14 protein-coding genes, 4 tRNA genes and 2 rRNA genes (1 of these 20 running past the window's edge) are annotated in these 18097 nt (G+C 57.5%); all 20 read right to left on the reverse strand.

The genetic code is table 11. The annotated features are described in order from the left end of the window. Positions 1-24: 24 nt before the first annotated feature. Entirely contained in the window at positions 25-495 is a 471-nt protein-coding gene (rpsG, locus tag ACL0K2_RS10395; protein ID WP_045160593.1) for a 30S ribosomal protein S7, read from the reverse strand. A gap of 97 nt (positions 496-592) precedes the next feature. Then, positions 593-964 carry a 30S ribosomal protein S12 gene (gene rpsL / locus ACL0K2_RS10400; protein WP_003291416.1) on the reverse strand — a complete coding sequence of 124 codons (372 nt, stop codon included), beginning with the start codon at positions 962-964 and terminating at the stop codon, positions 593-595. A gap of 140 nt (positions 965-1104) precedes the next feature. Continuing rightward, positions 1105-5304, reverse strand: a complete 4200-nt coding sequence (gene rpoC / locus ACL0K2_RS10405; RefSeq protein ID WP_045160592.1) for a DNA-directed RNA polymerase subunit beta' — start codon at positions 5302-5304, stop codon at positions 1105-1107. Between the two features lie 65 nt (positions 5305-5369). Next, entirely contained in the window at positions 5370-9440 is a 4071-nt protein-coding gene (gene rpoB, locus ACL0K2_RS10410) for a DNA-directed RNA polymerase subunit beta (protein WP_045160591.1), read from the reverse strand. Between the two features lie 219 nt (positions 9441-9659). Next, on the reverse strand, positions 9660-10028 hold the full coding sequence (gene rplL / locus ACL0K2_RS10415; RefSeq protein ID WP_045160590.1) for a 50S ribosomal protein L7/L12: 369 nt from the start codon (positions 10026-10028) through the stop codon (positions 9660-9662). A gap of 75 nt (positions 10029-10103) precedes the next feature. Beyond that, positions 10104-10604 carry a 50S ribosomal protein L10 gene (rplJ, locus tag ACL0K2_RS10420; RefSeq protein ID WP_045160589.1) on the reverse strand — a complete coding sequence of 167 codons (501 nt, stop codon included), beginning with the start codon at positions 10602-10604 and terminating at the stop codon, positions 10104-10106. Between the two features lie 207 nt (positions 10605-10811). Continuing rightward, entirely contained in the window at positions 10812-11507 is a 696-nt protein-coding gene (rplA, locus tag ACL0K2_RS10425; protein ID WP_045160588.1) for a 50S ribosomal protein L1, read from the reverse strand. Continuing rightward, positions 11507-11938 carry a 50S ribosomal protein L11 gene (rplK, locus tag ACL0K2_RS10430; RefSeq protein ID WP_041110223.1) on the reverse strand — a complete coding sequence of 144 codons (432 nt, stop codon included), beginning with the start codon at positions 11936-11938 and terminating at the stop codon, positions 11507-11509. Before rplK ends, rplA begins: the two co-directional genes overlap by 1 nt. Positions 11939-12050: 112 nt before the next feature. After that, positions 12051-12584, reverse strand: coding sequence for a transcription termination/antitermination protein NusG (nusG, locus tag ACL0K2_RS10435; RefSeq protein WP_019342058.1), 534 nt, complete (start codon positions 12582-12584; stop codon positions 12051-12053). A 9-nt stretch (positions 12585-12593) separates the two neighbouring features. Continuing rightward, positions 12594-12962: a preprotein translocase subunit SecE gene (gene secE, locus ACL0K2_RS10440; RefSeq protein ID WP_021209389.1), complete on the reverse strand. Its 369-nt coding sequence runs from the start codon at positions 12960-12962 to the stop codon at positions 12594-12596. Between the two features lie 42 nt (positions 12963-13004). Further along, positions 13005-13080: transfer RNA gene (locus ACL0K2_RS10445), tRNA-Trp, on the reverse strand. A gap of 52 nt (positions 13081-13132) precedes the next feature. Beyond that, positions 13133-14326, reverse strand: coding sequence for an elongation factor Tu (tuf, locus tag ACL0K2_RS10450; protein WP_025240334.1), 1194 nt, complete (start codon positions 14324-14326; stop codon positions 13133-13135). Positions 14327-14409: 83 nt separating this feature from the next. Then, positions 14410-14485, reverse strand: a tRNA-Thr gene (locus ACL0K2_RS10455). Between the two features lie 28 nt (positions 14486-14513). Beyond that, a tRNA-Gly gene (locus tag ACL0K2_RS10460) sits at positions 14514-14587 on the reverse strand. 25 nt (positions 14588-14612) lie between these two features. Further along, positions 14613-14697 (reverse strand) — tRNA-Tyr (locus ACL0K2_RS10465). Between the two features lie 133 nt (positions 14698-14830). Further along, positions 14831-15493, reverse strand: a complete 663-nt coding sequence (locus tag ACL0K2_RS10470; RefSeq protein WP_239610283.1) for an SPOR domain-containing protein — start codon at positions 15491-15493, stop codon at positions 14831-14833. A 10-nt stretch (positions 15494-15503) separates the two neighbouring features. After that, complete coding sequence (locus ACL0K2_RS10475; RefSeq protein ID WP_413044353.1) at positions 15504-16244, reverse strand: type III pantothenate kinase; 741 nt, start codon at positions 16242-16244, stop codon at positions 15504-15506. Continuing rightward, positions 16234-17199, reverse strand: a complete 966-nt coding sequence (birA, locus tag ACL0K2_RS10480; RefSeq protein ID WP_239610284.1) for a bifunctional biotin--[acetyl-CoA-carboxylase] ligase/biotin operon repressor BirA — start codon at positions 17197-17199, stop codon at positions 16234-16236. Before birA ends, ACL0K2_RS10475 begins: the two co-directional genes overlap by 11 nt. 118 nt (positions 17200-17317) lie before the next feature. Further along, a 5S ribosomal RNA gene (gene rrf, locus ACL0K2_RS10485) occupies positions 17318-17433 on the reverse strand. A 154-nt stretch (positions 17434-17587) separates the two neighbouring features. Continuing rightward, a 23S ribosomal RNA gene (locus ACL0K2_RS10490) occupies positions 17588-18097 on the reverse strand (it continues 2381 nt past the right edge of the window).

Here is an 18097-nt window from a genome sequence, read left to right on the forward strand (position 1 = left end):
CTCGCAAGTTGAATGGAGCCAAAATTAGAAACGGTAGTGCGAGAACGCCTTGTTGGCCTCAGCCATGCGATGCACGTCTTCACGCTTCTTCACAGCGGCGCCTTTACCTTCAAATGCATCCGACAGCTCACCCGCCAAACGCAGGGCCATGGATTTCTCGCCACGCTTGCGCGCAGCATCTACCAGCCAGCGCATAGCCAGCGCGTTACGACGGGAAGGACGAACTTCGACCGGAACCTGGTAAGTCGCACCACCTACGCGGCGGGACTTCACTTCGACCAGCGGAGCGATGGCGTCGAGTGCTTTTTCGAAGATTTCCAGGGGATCGCTGTTCTTGCGCTCTTTGACCTTGTCCAGAGCACCATAAACGATACGCTCGGCAACGGCCTTCTTGCCGCTCTCCATCACGTGGTTCATGAACTTGGCAAGGATCAGACTTCCGTACTTCGGATCGTCAAGGATCTCGCGCTTGGCTGCTACACGACGTCTTGGCATTGATAAGCCCTCAAACGGTCTTCAGGTTAGCTCGGGACTATAACGACGAGGTTACGCCCGACCTTACTCTTATCGACTCAGATAAATAAAAATACGATTACTTCGGACGCTTGGCGCCGTACTTGGAACGGCCCTGCTTACGATCCTTGACACCGGAGGTGTCCAGCGAACCGCGCACGGTGTGATAGCGCACACCCGGAAGGTCTTTTACACGACCGCCACGGATCAGCACGACACTGTGCTCCTGCAGGTTGTGACCTTCACCACCGATGTAGGAGGCGACTTCAAAACCGTTGGTCAGGCGAACACGGCATACTTTACGCAGTGCAGAGTTCGGTTTCTTTGGCGTGGTGGTGTACACGCGGGTGCACACGCCACGGCGTTGCGGGCAGTTCTGCAGCGCAGGGACGTCGCTTTTCTCGACGACGCGCTTGCGCGGCTGGCGTACCAGCTGGTTGATCGTTGCCATCTACTAGCTCCACTGTTGTCTTTCGACACAAACGAAAAATGGCAGGGCGCAAAGCCCCGCCAAATTAGGGGTACAAGAGTCTAAAGAGCTTCTTGCACACCGTCAAGGCGCGCCCCGGCTCGAGCCAGGGCTGCCTCCAATCAGTTGCCGCTGGAATTCAGCGCCTCGGTCAGCGCCGCTTCGACCTCATCGGCACTCACACGAACCGGTTTTTCGGCATCACGCTTGCGCTTGCGCTCGCTGTGATACTGCAGACCGGTACCGGCCGGAATCAGACGACCGACCACGACGTTCTCCTTCAGGCCGCGCAGGTAGTCGCGCTTGCCGGTAACCGCCGCCTCGGTAAGGACGCGAGTGGTTTCCTGGAACGACGCCGCCGAAATGAACGACTCGGTGGACAACGAGGCCTTGGTGATACCCAGCAGCACACGCACGTACTTGGAGCCGAACTTGTCGTCCACGGACAGACGCTCGTTCTCTTCCAGCACCTGGGTCAGCTCCATCTGGTCACCCTTGATGAAGCTGGAATCGCCCGACTCGGCCACTTCGACCTTACGCAGCATCTGCCGCAGGATGGTCTCGATGTGCTTGTCGTTGATCTTCACGCCCTGCAGGCGGTAGACGTCCTGGATCTCATTGACGATGTACTTGGCCAGCGCACTGACACCCAGCAGGCGCAGGATGTCGTGCGGGTTGCTCGGCCCGTCGGAGATCACTTCGCCCTTGTTCACCTGTTCGCCTTCGAAGACGTTGAGGTGGCGCCACTTGGGAATCAGCTCCTCGTAAGGATCGGTTCCATCGGTAGGCGTGATGACCAGACGGCGCTTGCCCTTGGTTTCCTTGCCGAAGGAGATCGTGCCGCTGATTTCCGCGAGGATCGACGGCTCTTTCGGACGACGCGCCTCGAACAGGTCGGCAACGCGCGGCAAACCACCAGTGATGTCGCGGGTCTTGGACGTTTCCTGCGGGATACGCGCGATAACGTCACCGACGTTGATCTCGGCACCATCGGCCACGCCAACCAGCGCGTTCGCCGGCAGGAAGTACTGGGCAGGTACGTCGGTACCCGGCAACAGCAGTTCCTTACCGTTGGTATCGACCATCTTGATCGCCGGACGGATATCCTTGCCGGACGCCGGACGATCTTTCGGATCCATCACCTCAATGTTGGTCAGACCGGTGAGTTCGTCGGTCTGACGCTTGATGGTGATGTTCTCTTCCATGCCCGCGAAGGTCACGACACCCTTCATCTCGGTCACGATCGGGTGCGTGTGCGGATCCCATTTCGCAACGACGGTGCCGGCATCGACCTTGTCGCCTTCCTTGATCGAAATCACCGCACCGTACGGCAGCTTGTAGCGCTCGCGCTCGCGGCCGTAGTCGTCCGCTACCGCCAGTTCACCGGAACGCGAAACCGCGACCAGTGCTCCGTCAGCACGCTCGACGTATTTGAGGTTATGCAGGCGAATGGTACCGCCGTTCTTGACCATCACGTTGTCGACCGCCGAAGTCCGGCTCGCCGCACCACCAATGTGGAACGTACGCATGGTCAGCTGGGTACCCGGCTCACCGATGGACTGCGCGGCGATGACACCGACAGCCTCACCGATGTTCACCTGGTGACCGCGGGCCAGATCGCGACCGTAGCACTTGGCACAGATGCCATAGCGGGTTTCGCAGCTGATCGGCGAACGCACGATCACTTCGTCGATGCTGTTCAGCTCGATGAAGTCGACCCACTGCTCGTCGATCAAGGTACCGGCAGGAACCAGTACGTCGTCGGTGCCGGGCTTGAGTACGTCACGCGCGATCACACGACCCAGAACACGCTCACCCAGCGGCTCGACCACGTCGCCGCCTTCGATGTGCGGCGTCATGTGCAGGCCCTGCTCGGTGCCGCAATCGATCTCGGTTACCACCAGATCCTGCGCCACGTCGACCAGGCGACGGGTCAGGTAACCGGAGTTCGCGGTTTTCAGCGCGGTATCCGCCAGACCCTTACGAGCACCGTGGGTGGAGATGAAGTACTGCAGTACGTTCAGGCCTTCACGGAAGTTGGCGGTGATCGGCGTCTCGATGATCGAGCCGTCCGGCTTGGCCATCAGGCCACGCATACCGGCCAGCTGGCGAATCTGGGCAGCGGAACCCCGCGCCCCGGAGTCGGCCATCATGTACATCGAGTTGAACGAATCCTGCTCGGCTTCGTTGCCGTCGCGGTCGATGACCTTCTCTTTCGAGAGGTTGGCCATCATCGCCTTGGATACTTCGTCGTTGGCCTTCGACCAGAGGTCGATGACCTTGTTGTACTTCTCACCCTGTGTCACCAGGCCGGAGGCGTACTGCGACTCGATTTCCTTCACTTCCTCGGTAGCGGCATCGATGATGCGCGCCTTTTCGTCCGGGATGACGAAATCGTTCACACCGATCGACACGCCGGAAATGGTCGAGTAGGCAAAACCGGTGTACATCAGCTGGTCAGCGAAGATGACGGTATCCTTCAGGCCAACGGTGCGGTAGCACAGGTTGATCAGCTTGGAGATCGCCTTCTTCTTCATCGGCTGGTTGACCACGTCGAACGGCAGGCCGGCCGGAACCACCTGGAACAGCAACGCACGACCGACAGTGGTGTCGACGATACGGGTGTTCTTGGTGATCGAGCCGTCGCGATCCTTGATGGTCTCGTTGATGCGCACTTTGACGCGGGCGTGCAGCGACGCTTCGCCGGCGCGGAACACGCGGTCGACTTCCTGCAGGTCAGCGAACACGCGGCCTTCGCCCTTGGCATTGATGGCTTCACGGGTCATGTAGTACAGACCCAGGACCACGTCCTGCGACGGCACGATGATCGGCTCGCCGTTGGCCGGCGACAGGATGTTATTGGTCGACATCATCAGCGCGCGCGCTTCGAGCTGGGCTTCCAGTGTCAGCGGCACGTGAACGGCCATCTGGTCACCGTCGAAGTCGGCGTTGTACGCGGCGCAGACCAGCGGGTGCAGCTGGATCGCCTTGCCTTCGATCAGGACCGGCTCGAACGCCTGGATACCCAGACGGTGCAGCGTCGGTGCCCGGTTGAGCAACACGGGATGTTCGCGAATGACCTCGGCCAGGACGTCCCAGACCTCAGGCAACTCGCGCTCGACCATCTTCTTGGCGGCCTTGATGGTGGTCGCCATGCCACGCATTTCCAGCTTGCCGAAAATGAACGGTTTGAACAGCTCGAGAGCCATCTTCTTCGGCAGGCCGCACTGATGCAGGCGCAGGGTCGGGCCGACGGTGATGACCGAACGACCGGAATAGTCCACGCGCTTGCCGAGCAGGTTCTGACGGAAACGACCCTGCTTGCCCTTGATCATGTCGGCCAGGGACTTGAGCGGGCGCTTGTTCGAACCGGTGATGGCGCGACCACGACGGCCGTTGTCGAGTAGCGCGTCGACGGCTTCCTGCAGCATGCGCTTTTCGTTGCGCACGATGATGTCCGGCGCCGACAGATCGAGCAGGCGCTTAAGACGGTTGTTACGGTTGATCACCCGGCGATACAGATCGTTGAGATCCGAGGTCGCGAAGCGGCCACCATCCAGCGGAACCAGCGGACGCAGATCCGGCGGCAATACCGGCAGAACGGTCAGCACCATCCATTCCGGCAGGTTGCCCGAGCCATGGAAGGCTTCCATCAGCTTCAGGCGCTTGGACAGCTTCTTGATCTTGGTTTCCGAGTTGGTCTGCGGAATCTCTTCGCGCAGGCGACCGATCTCGTGTTCCAGGTCGATTTCGTGCAGCAGCTCGCGCACGGCCTCGGCACCCATGCGAGCGTCGAAATCGTCACCGAACTCTTCCAGCGCCTCGAAGTACTGCTCGTCATTGAGCAGCTGACCCTTCTCGAGCGTGGTCATGCCTGGATCGATCACCACATAGCTCTCGAAGTAGAGCACGCGCTCGATGTCACGCAGGGTCATGTCCAGCAGCAGGCCGATACGGCTCGGCAGCGACTTCAGGAACCAGATGTGGGCGACTGGCGACGCCAGCTCGATATGCGCCATGCGCTCGCGACGGACCTTGGCCAGTGCAACCTCGACACCGCACTTCTCGCAGATCACGCCACGATGCTTGAGGCGCTTGTACTTGCCGCACAGGCACTCGTAATCCTTGACCGGGCCAAAGATCTTGGCGCAGAACAGGCCATCACGCTCGGGCTTGAACGTACGGTAGTTGATGGTCTCTGGCTTCTTGACCTCACCAAAGGACCAGGAACGGATCATCTCGGGCGAAGCCAATGCAATCTTGATGGCATCGAACTCTTCGATTTGACCCTGGTTTTTCAACAGATTCAGCAAGTCTTTCAAGGCCTTTCCTCCTCACGGACCGGCGACGACCGGCTGATGCCGGACGCCGCTTAGGCGGTGCGTGGTTATTCGGTTTCCAGATCGATGTCGATACCGAGCGAGCGGATCTCTTTGATCAGCACGTTGAAGGATTCCGGCATGCCGGGCTCCATACGGTGATCGCCGTCCACGATGTTCTTGTACATCTTGGTCCGCCCGTTCACGTCGTCCGACTTGACCGTGAGCATTTCCTGCAGGGTGTAGGCGGCACCGTAAGCCTCCAGGGCCCAGACCTCCATCTCCCCGAAACGCTGGCCACCGAACTGCGCCTTACCACCCAGCGGCTGCTGGGTGACCAGGCTGTAGGAACCGGTGGAACGCGCATGCATCTTGTCGTCGACCAGGTGGTTGAGCTTGAGCATGTACATGTAACCGACCGTGGTCGTGCGCTCGAACTTGTTCCCCGTGCGGCCATCGAACAGCTGCATCTGGCCACTTTCCGGCAGATCCGCCAGCTTCAGCATGGCCTTGATCTCGCGCTCCTTGGCACCGTCGAAGACCGGCGTCGCCATCGGTACGCCGCCACGCAGGTTCTTGGCCAGATCCAGCACTTCCTGATCGCTGAACTCGTCCAGGTTTTCCTGGCGGCCACCGATCTCGTTGTAGATTTCGGTGAGGAACTTGCGCAGCTCGGCCACCTTGCGCTGCTCGTCGAGCATGCGGTTGATCTTCTCACCCAGGCCCTTGGCTGCGAGGCCCAGGTGGGTCTCGAGGATCTGCCCGACGTTCATCCGCGACGGTACACCCAGCGGGTTCAGGACGATGTCGACCGGCGTGCCATTAGCATCGTGCGGCATGTCTTCGACCGGCATGATCACCGAGACCACACCCTTGTTACCGTGACGACCGGCCATCTTGTCGCCCGGCTGGATGCGACGCTTGATCGCCAGGTAGACCTTGACGATCTTCAGCACGCCCGGCGCCAGGTCGTCGCCCTGCTGCAGCTTGCGCTTCTTATCCTCGAACTTGTCGTCGAGCAGCTGACGGCGGTCGGAGATATAGGCCTGGGCCTTCTCCAACTGCTCGTTCAGCGCATCTTCGGCCATGCGCAGCTTGAACCACTGGCCATGCTCGAGCCCGTCGAGGATCTCGTCGGTGATGACGGTACCCTTCTTCAGGCCGGCACCGCCCTCGGCGGACGCCCCGACCAGAGCGGAACGCAGGCGTTCGAAGGTGGCGCCCTCGACGATGCGGAACTCTTCGTTGAGGTCCTTGCGAATCTCGTCGAGCTGCATCTTCTCGATGGCCAACGCACGGGAGTCACGCTCGACGCCGTCACGAATGAACACCTGAACGTCGATGACGGTGCCCTTGGTGCCCGTCGGCACGCGCAGGGACGTGTCCTTAACATCCGATGCCTTTTCACCGAAGATCGCGCGCAGCAGCTTCTCTTCCGGCGTCAGCTGGGTTTCGCCCTTCGGCGTGACCTTGCCGACCAGAATGTCGCCCGCGCCGACTTCGGCACCAACGTAGACGATGCCCGCCTCGTCCAGCTTGTTCAGCGCAGCTTCGCCCACGTTCGGAATGTCCGCCGTGATCTCTTCTGGGCCAAGCTTGGTGTCGCGCGACACGCAGGTCAGTTCCTGAATATGGATGGTGGTGAAACGATCTTCCTGAACCACACGTTCCGACAGGAGGATGGAGTCTTCGAAGTTATAGCCGTTCCACGGCATGAACGCGACGCGCATGTTCTGACCGAGCGCCAGCTCACCCATATCGGTGGAGGGACCGTCAGCCATGATGTCACCGCGCTCGACCACGTCACCTTTGCTGACCAGCGGACGCTGGTTGATGCAGGTGTTCTGGTTGGAACGGGTGTACTTGGTCAGGTTGTAGATATCGACGCCGGCCTCACCGGTCTCGACTTCCGCATCATGCACACGCACAACGACACGACTGGCATCGACCGAATCGATTACGCCACCACGACGGGCAACGACGCAGACGCCGGAGTCTCGCGCCACGTTGCGTTCCATACCGGTGCCTACCAGCGGCTTATCCGAGCGCAAGGTCGGAACGGCCTGACGCTGCATGTTCGAGCCCATCAGAGCACGGTTAGCGTCGTCGTGCTCGAGGAACGGGATCAGCGATGCCGCTACGGAGACGACCTGCTTTGGCGATACATCCATCAGTGTCACGTCTTCCGGAGCTTTGACCGTGAATTCGTTCTGATGACGTACGGCGACCAGCTCGTCGACCAGCTTACGGCCGTCCAGCTTGGCGCTCGCCTGGGCGATGACATGGTCCGCCTCTTCAATTGCCGAGAGGAACACGATCTCGTCGGTAACTTCGCCTTCCTTCACAACGCGGTACGGGCTTTCCAGAAAACCGTACTGGTTGGTACGGGCATAGGCAGCCAGCGAGTTGATCAGACCGATGTTAGGACCTTCAGGAGTCTCGATCGGGCACACACGACCATAGTGGGTCGGGTGTACGTCGCGCACTTCGAAGCCGGCGCGTTCACGAGTCAGGCCGCCCGGGCCGAGTGCGGAGACGCGACGCTTATGGGTGATTTCCGAGAGCGGGTTGTTCTGGTCCATGAACTGCGAGAGCTGGCTTGAACCGAAGAACTCCTTCACCGCCGCCGCGACCGGCTTGGCGTTGATCAGGTCCTGCGGCATCAGGCCTTCGCTTTCGGCCATTGAAAGACGTTCCTTGACCGCGCGCTCAACACGAACCAGACCTACACGGAACTGGTTTTCGGCCATTTCACCCACGCAACGTACGCGACGGTTCCCCAAGTGGTCGATGTCGTCGACGACGCCTTTGCCGTTACGAATGTCGACCAGAGTCTTCAGTACCGCAACGATGTCTTCACGGCTGAGCACGCCGGAACCTTCGATCTCGGTACGACCGATACGGCGGTTGAACTTCATCCGACCCACAGCGGACAGGTCGTACCGCTCAGAGGCAAAGAACAGGTTGTTAAACAGCGTCTCGGCGGCGTCCTTGGTTGGCGGCTCGCCAGGACGCATCATGCGGTAGATTTCCACCAGTGCTTCGAGCTGGTTAGTCGTCGAATCGATCTTCAGCGTGTCGGAAATGAACGGACCGCAATCGATGTCGTTAGTATACAAAGTCTCGAAACGCACAACCTGGGCCTTGACCAGCTTGGCCAGAACCTCAACGGTGAGTTCGGTATTGCACTCAGCAATGATCTCCCCAGTGGCAGGGTGCACGATGGCCTTGGCCGTGGTGCGGCCCAGCACATAGTCCATCGGCATATCGAGCGCCTTGATGCCGGACTTGTCGAGCTGATTAATGTGGCGCGCGGTAATGCGACGACCTTGCTCGACAATGACTTTGCCGTTCTCATCCTTAATGTCGAACGACGCGATCTCGCCGCGCAGGCGGTGCGGCACAAGCTCAAGGCTCAACGCATCACCCTTAACGTGGAATACGTTGGTGTCGTAGAACGCATCGAGAATTTCTTCAGTGCTGTAGTTCAGGGCGCGCAGAAGCACCGAGGCAGGCAGCTTGCGGCGACGGTCGATACGCACGAAGACGGCATCCTTCGGATCGAACTCGAAGTCCAGCCAGGAGCCACGGTACGGAATAATACGGGCGGAATACAGGAGCTTGCCCGAGCTATGGGTCTTGCCTCGGTCGTGATCGAAGAAGACGCCTGGCGAGCGGTGCAACTGAGATACGATGACGCGCTCGGTACCGTTGATGATGAAGGTACCGTTGTCCGTCATCAGGGGGATTTCCCCCATGTAAACTTCCTGCTCTTTAATGTCCTTGATCGCCTTGCTCGACGATTCCTTATCGAAAATGATCAGGCGAACTTTTACCCGCAGCGGAACCGCGAAGGTCACGCCGCGCAGGACACATTCCTTGACATCGAAAGCCGGGTCGCCCAAGCGATAGCCGACGTATTCCAGCGCTGCATTGCCGGAATAGCTGATTATCGGAAAAACGGATTTGAAGGCTGCATGCAAGCCAATATCGCGGAACTGATCCTTGGTCGCTCCCGCCTGCAGGAATTCGCGGTACGAATCCAGCTGGATGGCCAAAAGATACGGCACGTCCATAACGTGCGGTAACTTGCTAAAGTCCTTGCGGATTCGTTTTTTCTCAGTGTATGAGTAAGCCATCAGCGTTCCCCAGCTTGGTCACCTGCTTGTTTGGCTCCTCCCGACGGGAGCAGCCAGAAAATCTTGCGAATCCCTTGATTCGCACCGCCCACCGGAGCGGTTCTTTCCGTACTAGCGGCCAACGAGCATCAGGCAGCTATAACGGAAAAAGGCCGGTGGCAAAAGCCACCAGCCATCAGCCTTACGCGAGTCGCTTCGGCTGTAGACGCAAGGTCGTGCTTACTTGAGCTCGACCTTGGCGCCTGCTTCTTCCAGAGCCTTCTTCGCCGCTTCAGCCTCGTCCTTGGAAACGCTTTCCTTGACCACGCCCGGGGCGCCGTCAACAACCGCCTTGGCTTCTTTCAGGCCCAGACCAGTCAGCTCACGAACGGCCTTGATGACGTTAACCTTCTTGTCACCAGCCTCGGTCAGCACGACAGTGAATTCGGTCTGCTCTTCAGCAGCGGCAGCGGCCGGGCCAGCGGCCGCAACAGTTGCGGCGGCAGCAGTAACGCCGAACTTTTCTTCCATTGCCTTGATCAGTTCAACAACCTGCATCACGGACATTTCGGAAACGGCGTTGATGATATCTTCGTTGGTCAGAGCCATGACTCTAGTTCCTGTATATATAGGTGACGACCTGGGGTCGTCTAATTCAAAAGAGATTCGAAAGTTGCTGTGCGCTTAGGCGGCTGCAGCTTCTTTCTGATCACGAACGGCCGCCAGAGTACGAGCCAGCTTGCTAGTAGCGCCTTGAATCACGCTCATCAGCTGCGAAATGGCTTCGTCATAGGTCGGCAAGGTTGCCAGCACGTCGATCTGATTGGCTGCGAGGAACTGACCCTCGAACGCAGCGGCCTTGATCTCGAACTTGTCCTGCCCCTTGGCAAACTCCTTGAAAATACGGGCAGCAGCGCCCGGATGTGCATTGGAGAAAGCGATCAGGGTTGGGCCTTTGAACACGTCGTTGAGCACATCGAACTGAGTGCCTTCAACGGCGCGGCGCAGCAGAGTGTTACGTACGACACGTACGTACACGCCAGCTTCGCGGGCCTCTTTACGGAGTCCGGTCATGGCCCCCACGGTCACGCCACGGGCATCAGCCACGACAGCGGACAGGGCAGCTTGGGCAGCCTCGTTGACTTCAGCGACGATGGCTTTCTTGTCTTCGAGTTTGATTGCCACGGGTTTTACTCCTGGATGTTACCGGTTCATCCGGTCGAAACCGGACGGGTTTTGGTGTCTGATTCGGTACGAATCGGGAGCACCTCTGCGTAGGCTTGAAGAAGCGAACTCCAGCGGTTTAAGGCTTGCGCCGCCTACGGTCTTGGATAGCCCCCGCCAGGCAGGGACCCCAATTTTGCACCGCTCCGGCAACCGGAGCGGCTAGTGTTACGCGTCGAGAGAAGCCTGATCGATGATCAGTCCCGGCCCCATGGTGGTGCTCAGGGTCACGCGCTTGACATAAATACCTTTGGAAGTGGAAGGCTTCAGACGCTTGAGGTCCGAAAGCAGCGCTTCAACGTTCTGCTTGAGCTGACCAGCTTCGAAACCGACCTTGCCCACAGAGCTATGAATGATGCCGTTCTTGTCGGTACGGAAGCGCACCTGACCAGCCTTGGCATTCTTGACTGCGGTCGCAACGTCCGGCGTCACGGTACCAACCTTCGGGTTCGGCATCAGGCCGCGAGGACCGAGAATCTGCCCCAGCTGGCCGACTACGCGCATAGCATCCGGGGAAGCGATAACCACGTCATAGTTCAGATCGCCGCCTTTCATTTCAGCAGCCAACTCGTCCATGCCGACACGGTCGGCGCCGGCAGCCAGTGCCGCCTCAGCAGCAGGACCCTGAGTAAATACAGCAACACGAACGGTCTTGCCGGTGCCGTTCGGTAGAACGGTAGCGCCGCGCACGACTTGGTCGGATTTACGCGGATCCACTCCCAGATTGATCGCGATGTCGAAAGACTCAGTGAACTTCACAGCCGACAGCTGAGTCAGCAGGGTCGCGGCGTCTTCGAACGAGTACTGCTTGCCAGCTTCGACTTTCTCGGCGAAAGCCTTCTGGCGCTTGGTCAACTTAGCCATTACACACCCTCCACGTTCAGGCCCATGCTGCGAGCGGAGCCGGCGATAGTGCGCACGGCCGCCTCAAGATCAGCGGCGGTAAGATCAGCGTTCTTGGTCTTTGCGATCTCTTCCAGCTGAGCACGGGTAACAGTGCCGACCTTCTGGGTGTTCGGACGAGCAGAACCACTGGTGATGCCTGCAGCTTTCTTCAACAAAACTGCAGCAGGGGTGCTTTTGGTCTCGAAGGTGAAGCTACGGTCGCTGTAAACGGTGATAATCACCGGCGTAGGCAGACCAGGCTCCTGGCCTTGAGTGCGGGCATTGAATGCCTTACAGAATTCCATGATATTGACGCCATGCTGGCCCAGCGCGGGACCTACGGGCGGCGACGGGTTGGCCTGACCGGCCTTTACCTGAAGCTTGATATAAGCTTGAATTTTCTTAGCCATAACTACTCCGTTCCGGGTGCTAACGCCTTACGGCTCCCCTATCTACTTGAATATCCCAGTGACGACAAAACCCCGCAGCCAGCAGCTGCGGGGTGTGGGATGCTTTCTTCAGCTAGACCTTCTCGACCTGACTGAACTCCAACTCTACCGGCGTTGAACGACCAAATATGAGGACAGCCACCTGAATGCGGCTCTTCTCGTAGTTGACCTCTTCAACCACGCCATTGAAATCAGCAAAAGGCCCATCCGCAACACGGACAACCTCACCCGGCTCAAACAAGGTCTTGGGCTTCGGCTTGTCACTACCATCCGCAACACGCCGGAGAATTGCCTCAGCCTCTTTATCAGTGATCGGCGCAGGCTTATCTGCGGTACCACCGATAAACCCCATCACACGAGGCGTGTCTTTCACCAAGTGCCAGGCACCTTCAGCCATATCCATCTGGACGAGCACGTAACCGGGGAAGAACTTGCGCTCACTCTTGCGCTTCTGCCCATTACGCATCTCGACCACTTCTTCAGTGGGAACAAGGATTTCGCCGAAATGATCTTCCATCCCAGCAAGCTTGATACGCTCAATCAGCGAGCGCATGACGTGCTTCTCGTAACCCGAGTAAGCATGAACCACATACCAGCGCTTAGCCACGGGACACCCTTAACCTACAACCATGGAAACCAGCCAACCGAGCAGGGAATCGAGCCCCCACAACAGCAGCGCCATAACAAGCACAACAGCCACAACTATCAGCGTGGTCTGAGTGGTTTCTTGACGAGTCGGCCAAACGACCTTGCGAATCTCGACGCGCGCCTCTTTCAACAAAACGAAAAAGGAGCGACCTTTTGACGTCTGCAACGCTACAAAAGCAGCGACTACAGCGAAAGCGAGTAACGCGAGAACTCTATACAGAATCGGCTCTGCGGAGTAATACTGATTACCAACCACCGCCACAACAACCAAAGCAGCCACAACAAGCCACTTCACCAGATCGAAGCGCGTGTCTTTGGCTTCTGCTTTGATATTCATCTGCTAGAACCCTGTAAAAACTGCCAAATTCGATATTGAAATTGGCAGGCCAGGAGGGAATCGAACCCCCAACCTGCGGTTTTGGAGACCGCCGCTCTGCCAATTGAGCTACTGGCCTAACAAGAGTCAGGCCGACTATTATGCCGGCCCGAATTGATCAGATCAATCGATTATTCGATGATCTTGGCAACCACGCCGGCACCAACGGTACGGCCACCTTCGCGAATCGCGAAGCGCAGACCATCTTCCATGGCGATCGGAGCGATCAGAGTGACAACCATCTTGATGTTGTCGCCCGGCATTACCATTTCTACGCCTTCCGGCAGCTCGCAGTTACCGGTCACGTCAGTAGTACGGAAGTAGAACTGCGGACGGTAGCCTTTGAAGAACGGCGTGTGACGACCGCCTTCCTCCTTGCTCAGTACGTAGACTTCGCCTTCGAACTTGGTGTGCGGCTTGATGGTGCCCGGCTTGGCCAGAACCTGACCACGCTCTACGTCATCACGCTTGGTGCCACGCAGCAGCACGCCCACGTTCTCACCAGCGCGACCTTCGTCGAGCAGCTTGCGGAACATTTCAACGCCGGTGCAGGTGGTCTTGGTCGTGGCACGAATACCAACGATTTCGATCTCTTCCTGAACCTTGACAATGCCGCGCTCAACACGACCGGTCACAACGGTACCGCGACCGGAGATCGAGAACACGTCTTCGATCGGCATCAGGAACGGCTTGTCGATGGCACGCTCAGGCTCCGGAATGTAGCTATCCAGAGTCTCGACCAGCTTGCGCACGGCCGACACACCCATTTCGTTGTCGTCCTGACCGTTCAGGGCCATCAGCGCGGAGCCGATGATGATTGGCGTGTCGTCACCCGGGAAGTCGTAGGTCGACAGCAGGTCACGCACTTCCATCTCAACCAGTTCCAGCAGCTCGGCGTCATCCACCATGTCAGCCTTGTTCAGGAAGACAACGATGTAAGGAACACCTACCTGACGGGACAGCAGGATGTGTTCGCGCGTCTGCGGCATCGGGCCGTCAGCAGCGGAACAAACCAGGATCGCGCCGTCCATCTGCGCAGCACCGGTGATCATGTTTTTCACGTAGTCAGCGTGACCTGGGCAGTCGACGTGAGCGTAGTGACGAATCGAGGAATCGTACTCAACGTGGGAGGTGTTGATGGTGATACCACGAGCCTTCTCTTCCGGCGCGTTGTCGATCTGCGAGAAGTCACGCGCAGAGCCGCCCCAAGTTTCCGCGCAGACCTTAGTCAGCGCAGCGGTGAGCGTGGTTTTGCCATGGTCAACGTGACCAATGGTACCGACGTTCAGGTGCGGTTTGTTACGTTCGAATTTTTCTTTAGCCATCGAGACCGTCTCCCATCGTTGAATTGAGCTAGTCACGCCACCATTAAAACAAAGGCAGATATTTACATATCTGCCTTTGGGGTTGGAGCTCATGAGCGGATTTGAACCGCTGACCTCACCCTTACCAAGGGTGTGCTCTACCAGCTGAGCTACATGAGCGAATCTTGTCGCATAGATGCTTAAAACCTGGAGCGGGTAGCGGGAATCGAACCCGCATCATCAGCTTGGAAGGCTGAGGTTCTACCACTAAACTATACCCGCGTTAGCCGAGGCCTACGCTAAAATCTGGTGGAGGGGGAAGGATTCGAACCTTCGAAGTCGATGACGTCAGATTTACAGTCTGATCCCTTTGGCCGCTCGGGAACCCCTCCAAAACGAGGCGGCATTTTCATTGCCAACCTCCTCACTGTCAAGCATTTTCTCATTAAAAACTTGAGGTTAGCTGACAGCGCTAAGTAGCGCCCCTGAGGGGTATGCTGCTGAGCGGGCGCCATTCTATGTAAACTACTCTGAAGTTGCAATGCTTGAGCAAGGCATTTGTCGATGCTCAAGCTCAGGAAAATCCCTCATAAGCTCAGCAAGCAATGAACCGTTCAATAAGTGCTGACGAACGTCCGCCACCCGGACCCAATAACGACGATGGGTTCTGGGCAGCTCACGAATCAACGCCGCATAGTCAACACCCTGCAAACGATTGACGACACTTTCAGCAGAATCCTTACGAGAAAATATCCCGAGAGAGATCCCATTAGACAGATCGCCAACAGTGATTATGTAACTGTCGATATTGCGAGATTGCAGCTCTCGCAACTGACGCAGCGATGCCTGCCGAGACACAAGCGGAGGCAGGTACACCCAGTAGTCAACGCCAGCGGCCTCATCTACAGGCTCGACGCGGGAATCGATGTCTAGACTCAACAAACGCTGCTCAACAGCCAGTGCGATTGATTCCTCATCGAAGCCTCCCAGAAACAGACAGGCACTATCCACATCTTGCTCTGACTCACGGCGCGCCAAAGGCTTCGTTTCACTCAGCAGCTTGATGCCAGCATCTCTTGGAGGTACTCGCTGCCCTGAAGCCTCACTTACCACCGACGGAGTTTGGTTTAGGTGATACAAGTAAAGCAGCAGATTCAGTATCACTAGAAGCATTAAAAGCCAGCGCATCGATACCTCTTTAGGGACAGGCTATCGCCAGGCCTCTGAAAACCAAATCTGGCACACATCTTACACCCGGAAGATCCGCTGCTATTGCGGCATCCCCCCCGGTGACGTAGATAGTAAAGTCGTCACCTAAGTGACTATTGGCAAAGGAAATTTGACTAGAGAGATAGCTGCGCACCATGATTAGACAGCCCCGCTCAACGGCTTCGGCGGTACTCCTACCAGGAGCAACATCACTCAACGCGAGCGCAGCTTCTGCCACGTCGTATCGGATACGGCGAGTGTGATCGACCAATTGCGCTCGCAGCAGAGCGATTCCTGGAGCTATGTAGCCGCCGAGATGCACCCCATCGCAAGCAACGAGATCTACGGTAATAGCCGTACCTAAATCGATAACTAAACAGGCGCCCCTACACAGGTCATAGGCAGCAAGAACAGCTAGCCAACGATCCAACCCTAAACGCTGCTGGTCACGATAGCCATTCACAACGCCGGCAAAACGGTCGGCCGGGCGCGCTCTGGCCACGTTCACGCCCAATGCCTTAGAAAGCACATGCACTAACGCCGTGGTTTCAGCATCGCTTCTGACACTAACCAGCCGGCAGCGGGTGATTTTCCCGATGCGCCCATCGAGCAGATCTCGGACAACATCCGCCACATGAGTAGCAATGCCTTCAGTTAATACGGCTTTATTAGCGCCAGAAACAACGCGCCATTTGATAAAACTGTTTCCGCAATCGAGCTCAAGAATCATGATCGATCCTCAAGCTTAGTTCTCCCCCGCTAAAACGCTGCTCCCCCTGACCATCAACCAATAGCCGTAAAGCGCCATGCTCATCTATACCGAGCATCAGGCCTTTAATCTGGTGGGCGCCCGCACTTAAAACACAGCGCTTGCCCTGCCAGACATTATTCGCCTCCCATTCGCCCCGCAGCGAGGAAAATCCCTGCTGGGCGTGCAGATTCACATAATGATGCAGCGACTCACTGACAAAACTTGCCAGCTCACTTCGATCCACCAAGACTCCCGTCTGGGCTCTGACCGACGTCCAAGGCTGATCTATATCTAGGCCATCTGAAATCATATTTACGTTTATTCCGATGCCGATAATGACGTGACATACATCGGCCGGGTCCCCGGTCAGCTCCAACAGGATTCCAGCTATCTTCTTGCCGCTGACATAAAGATCGTTGGGCCACTTAAGCCCGACATCCTCAACTCCTGCCCGACGCAGAGCATGGAGAACGGCCAAACCTACGACCAAGCTCAGGCCAGACAGCCCCTCAGAGCCATTTGCAATTTTCAGCGCCAAGGAATAATAGAGGTTTCTCCCAAACGGGCTCACCCATACTCGCCCCCTGCGGCCTCGGCCATTGATCTGACTCTCAGCCAATACTACGAACGGCGCTGCAACTTCTGAGCGCAGCAGCCTCAATGCTTCGGCATTAGTAGAGTCCACTGTGTCTCGGAAGCAAAGCTGCCAGCCTAAATGCGCCAGTGCGGCAGAGCACGACTCATAGTTCAGCAACGAAAACGGCTCTGCCAGCCGATAACCTTTCCCGGGCACTCTGAACAGCTCAATATCGTATTCGGCCTCAAGTCGCTGCAGATATTTCCATACAGCGCTCCGACTCACACCAAGAGCAGCACCCAGCTCTTCGCCAGAATGAAAACGACCGTCACCAAGTAGCCGTAGTAATTCACTCATAAGGTCCCCTAACCAGCAAGCCAGGCATGATAGCTGCAGTTCCAAAGCCCAGCGAGTTTTCCCGCGCCCAAAGACAAACCCCCGGTCATCTTTCGATGATCGGGGGTTTGGTGTAGAAGCTTGACGATGACCTACTCTCACATGGGGAGACCCCACACTACCATCGGCGATGCGTCGTTTCACTTCTGAGTTCGGGATGGGATCAGGTGGTTCCAACGCTCTATGGTCGTCAAGCAATTCGGTTGGGGAGTCGGTGTTCAGTCGCTTCCCCTAATTGGGTATGTGATGGTGTTGCTGTATTGGTTTCGCTTGCGAGCGATGCGTCTTTTCGGTTTGTTTGTCGACTTCAACCGTCTGACACGCAAACATCAAATTGTTTGGGTGTTATATGGTCAAGCCTCACGGGCAATTAGTATGGGTTAGCTCAACGCCTCACAGCGCTTACACACCCCACCTATCAACGTCGTAGTCTTCGACGGCCCTTCAGGGAGCTCAAGGCTCCAGTGAGATCTCATCTTGAGGCAAGTTTCCCGCTTAGATGCTTTCAGCGGTTATCTCTTCCGAACATAGCTACCCGGCAATGCCACTGGCGTGACAACCGGAACACCAGAGGTTCGTCCACTCCGGTCCTCTCGTACTAGGAGCAGCCCCTCTCAAATCTCAAACGTCCACGGCAGATAGGGACCGAACTGTCTCACGACGTTCTAAACCCAGCTCGCGTACCACTTTAAATGGCGAACAGCCATACCCTTGGGACCGGCTTCAGCCCCAGGATGTGATGAGCCGACATCGAGGTGCCAAACACCGCCGTCGATATGAACTCTTGGGCGGTATCAGCCTGTTATCCCCGGAGTACCTTTTATCCGTTGAGCGATGGCCCTTCCATACAGAACCACCG

The organism is Pseudomonas sp. YJ42 (genome assembly GCF_047225135.1).
Taxonomy (GTDB): domain Bacteria; phylum Pseudomonadota; class Gammaproteobacteria; order Pseudomonadales; family Pseudomonadaceae; genus Stutzerimonas; species Stutzerimonas stutzeri_E.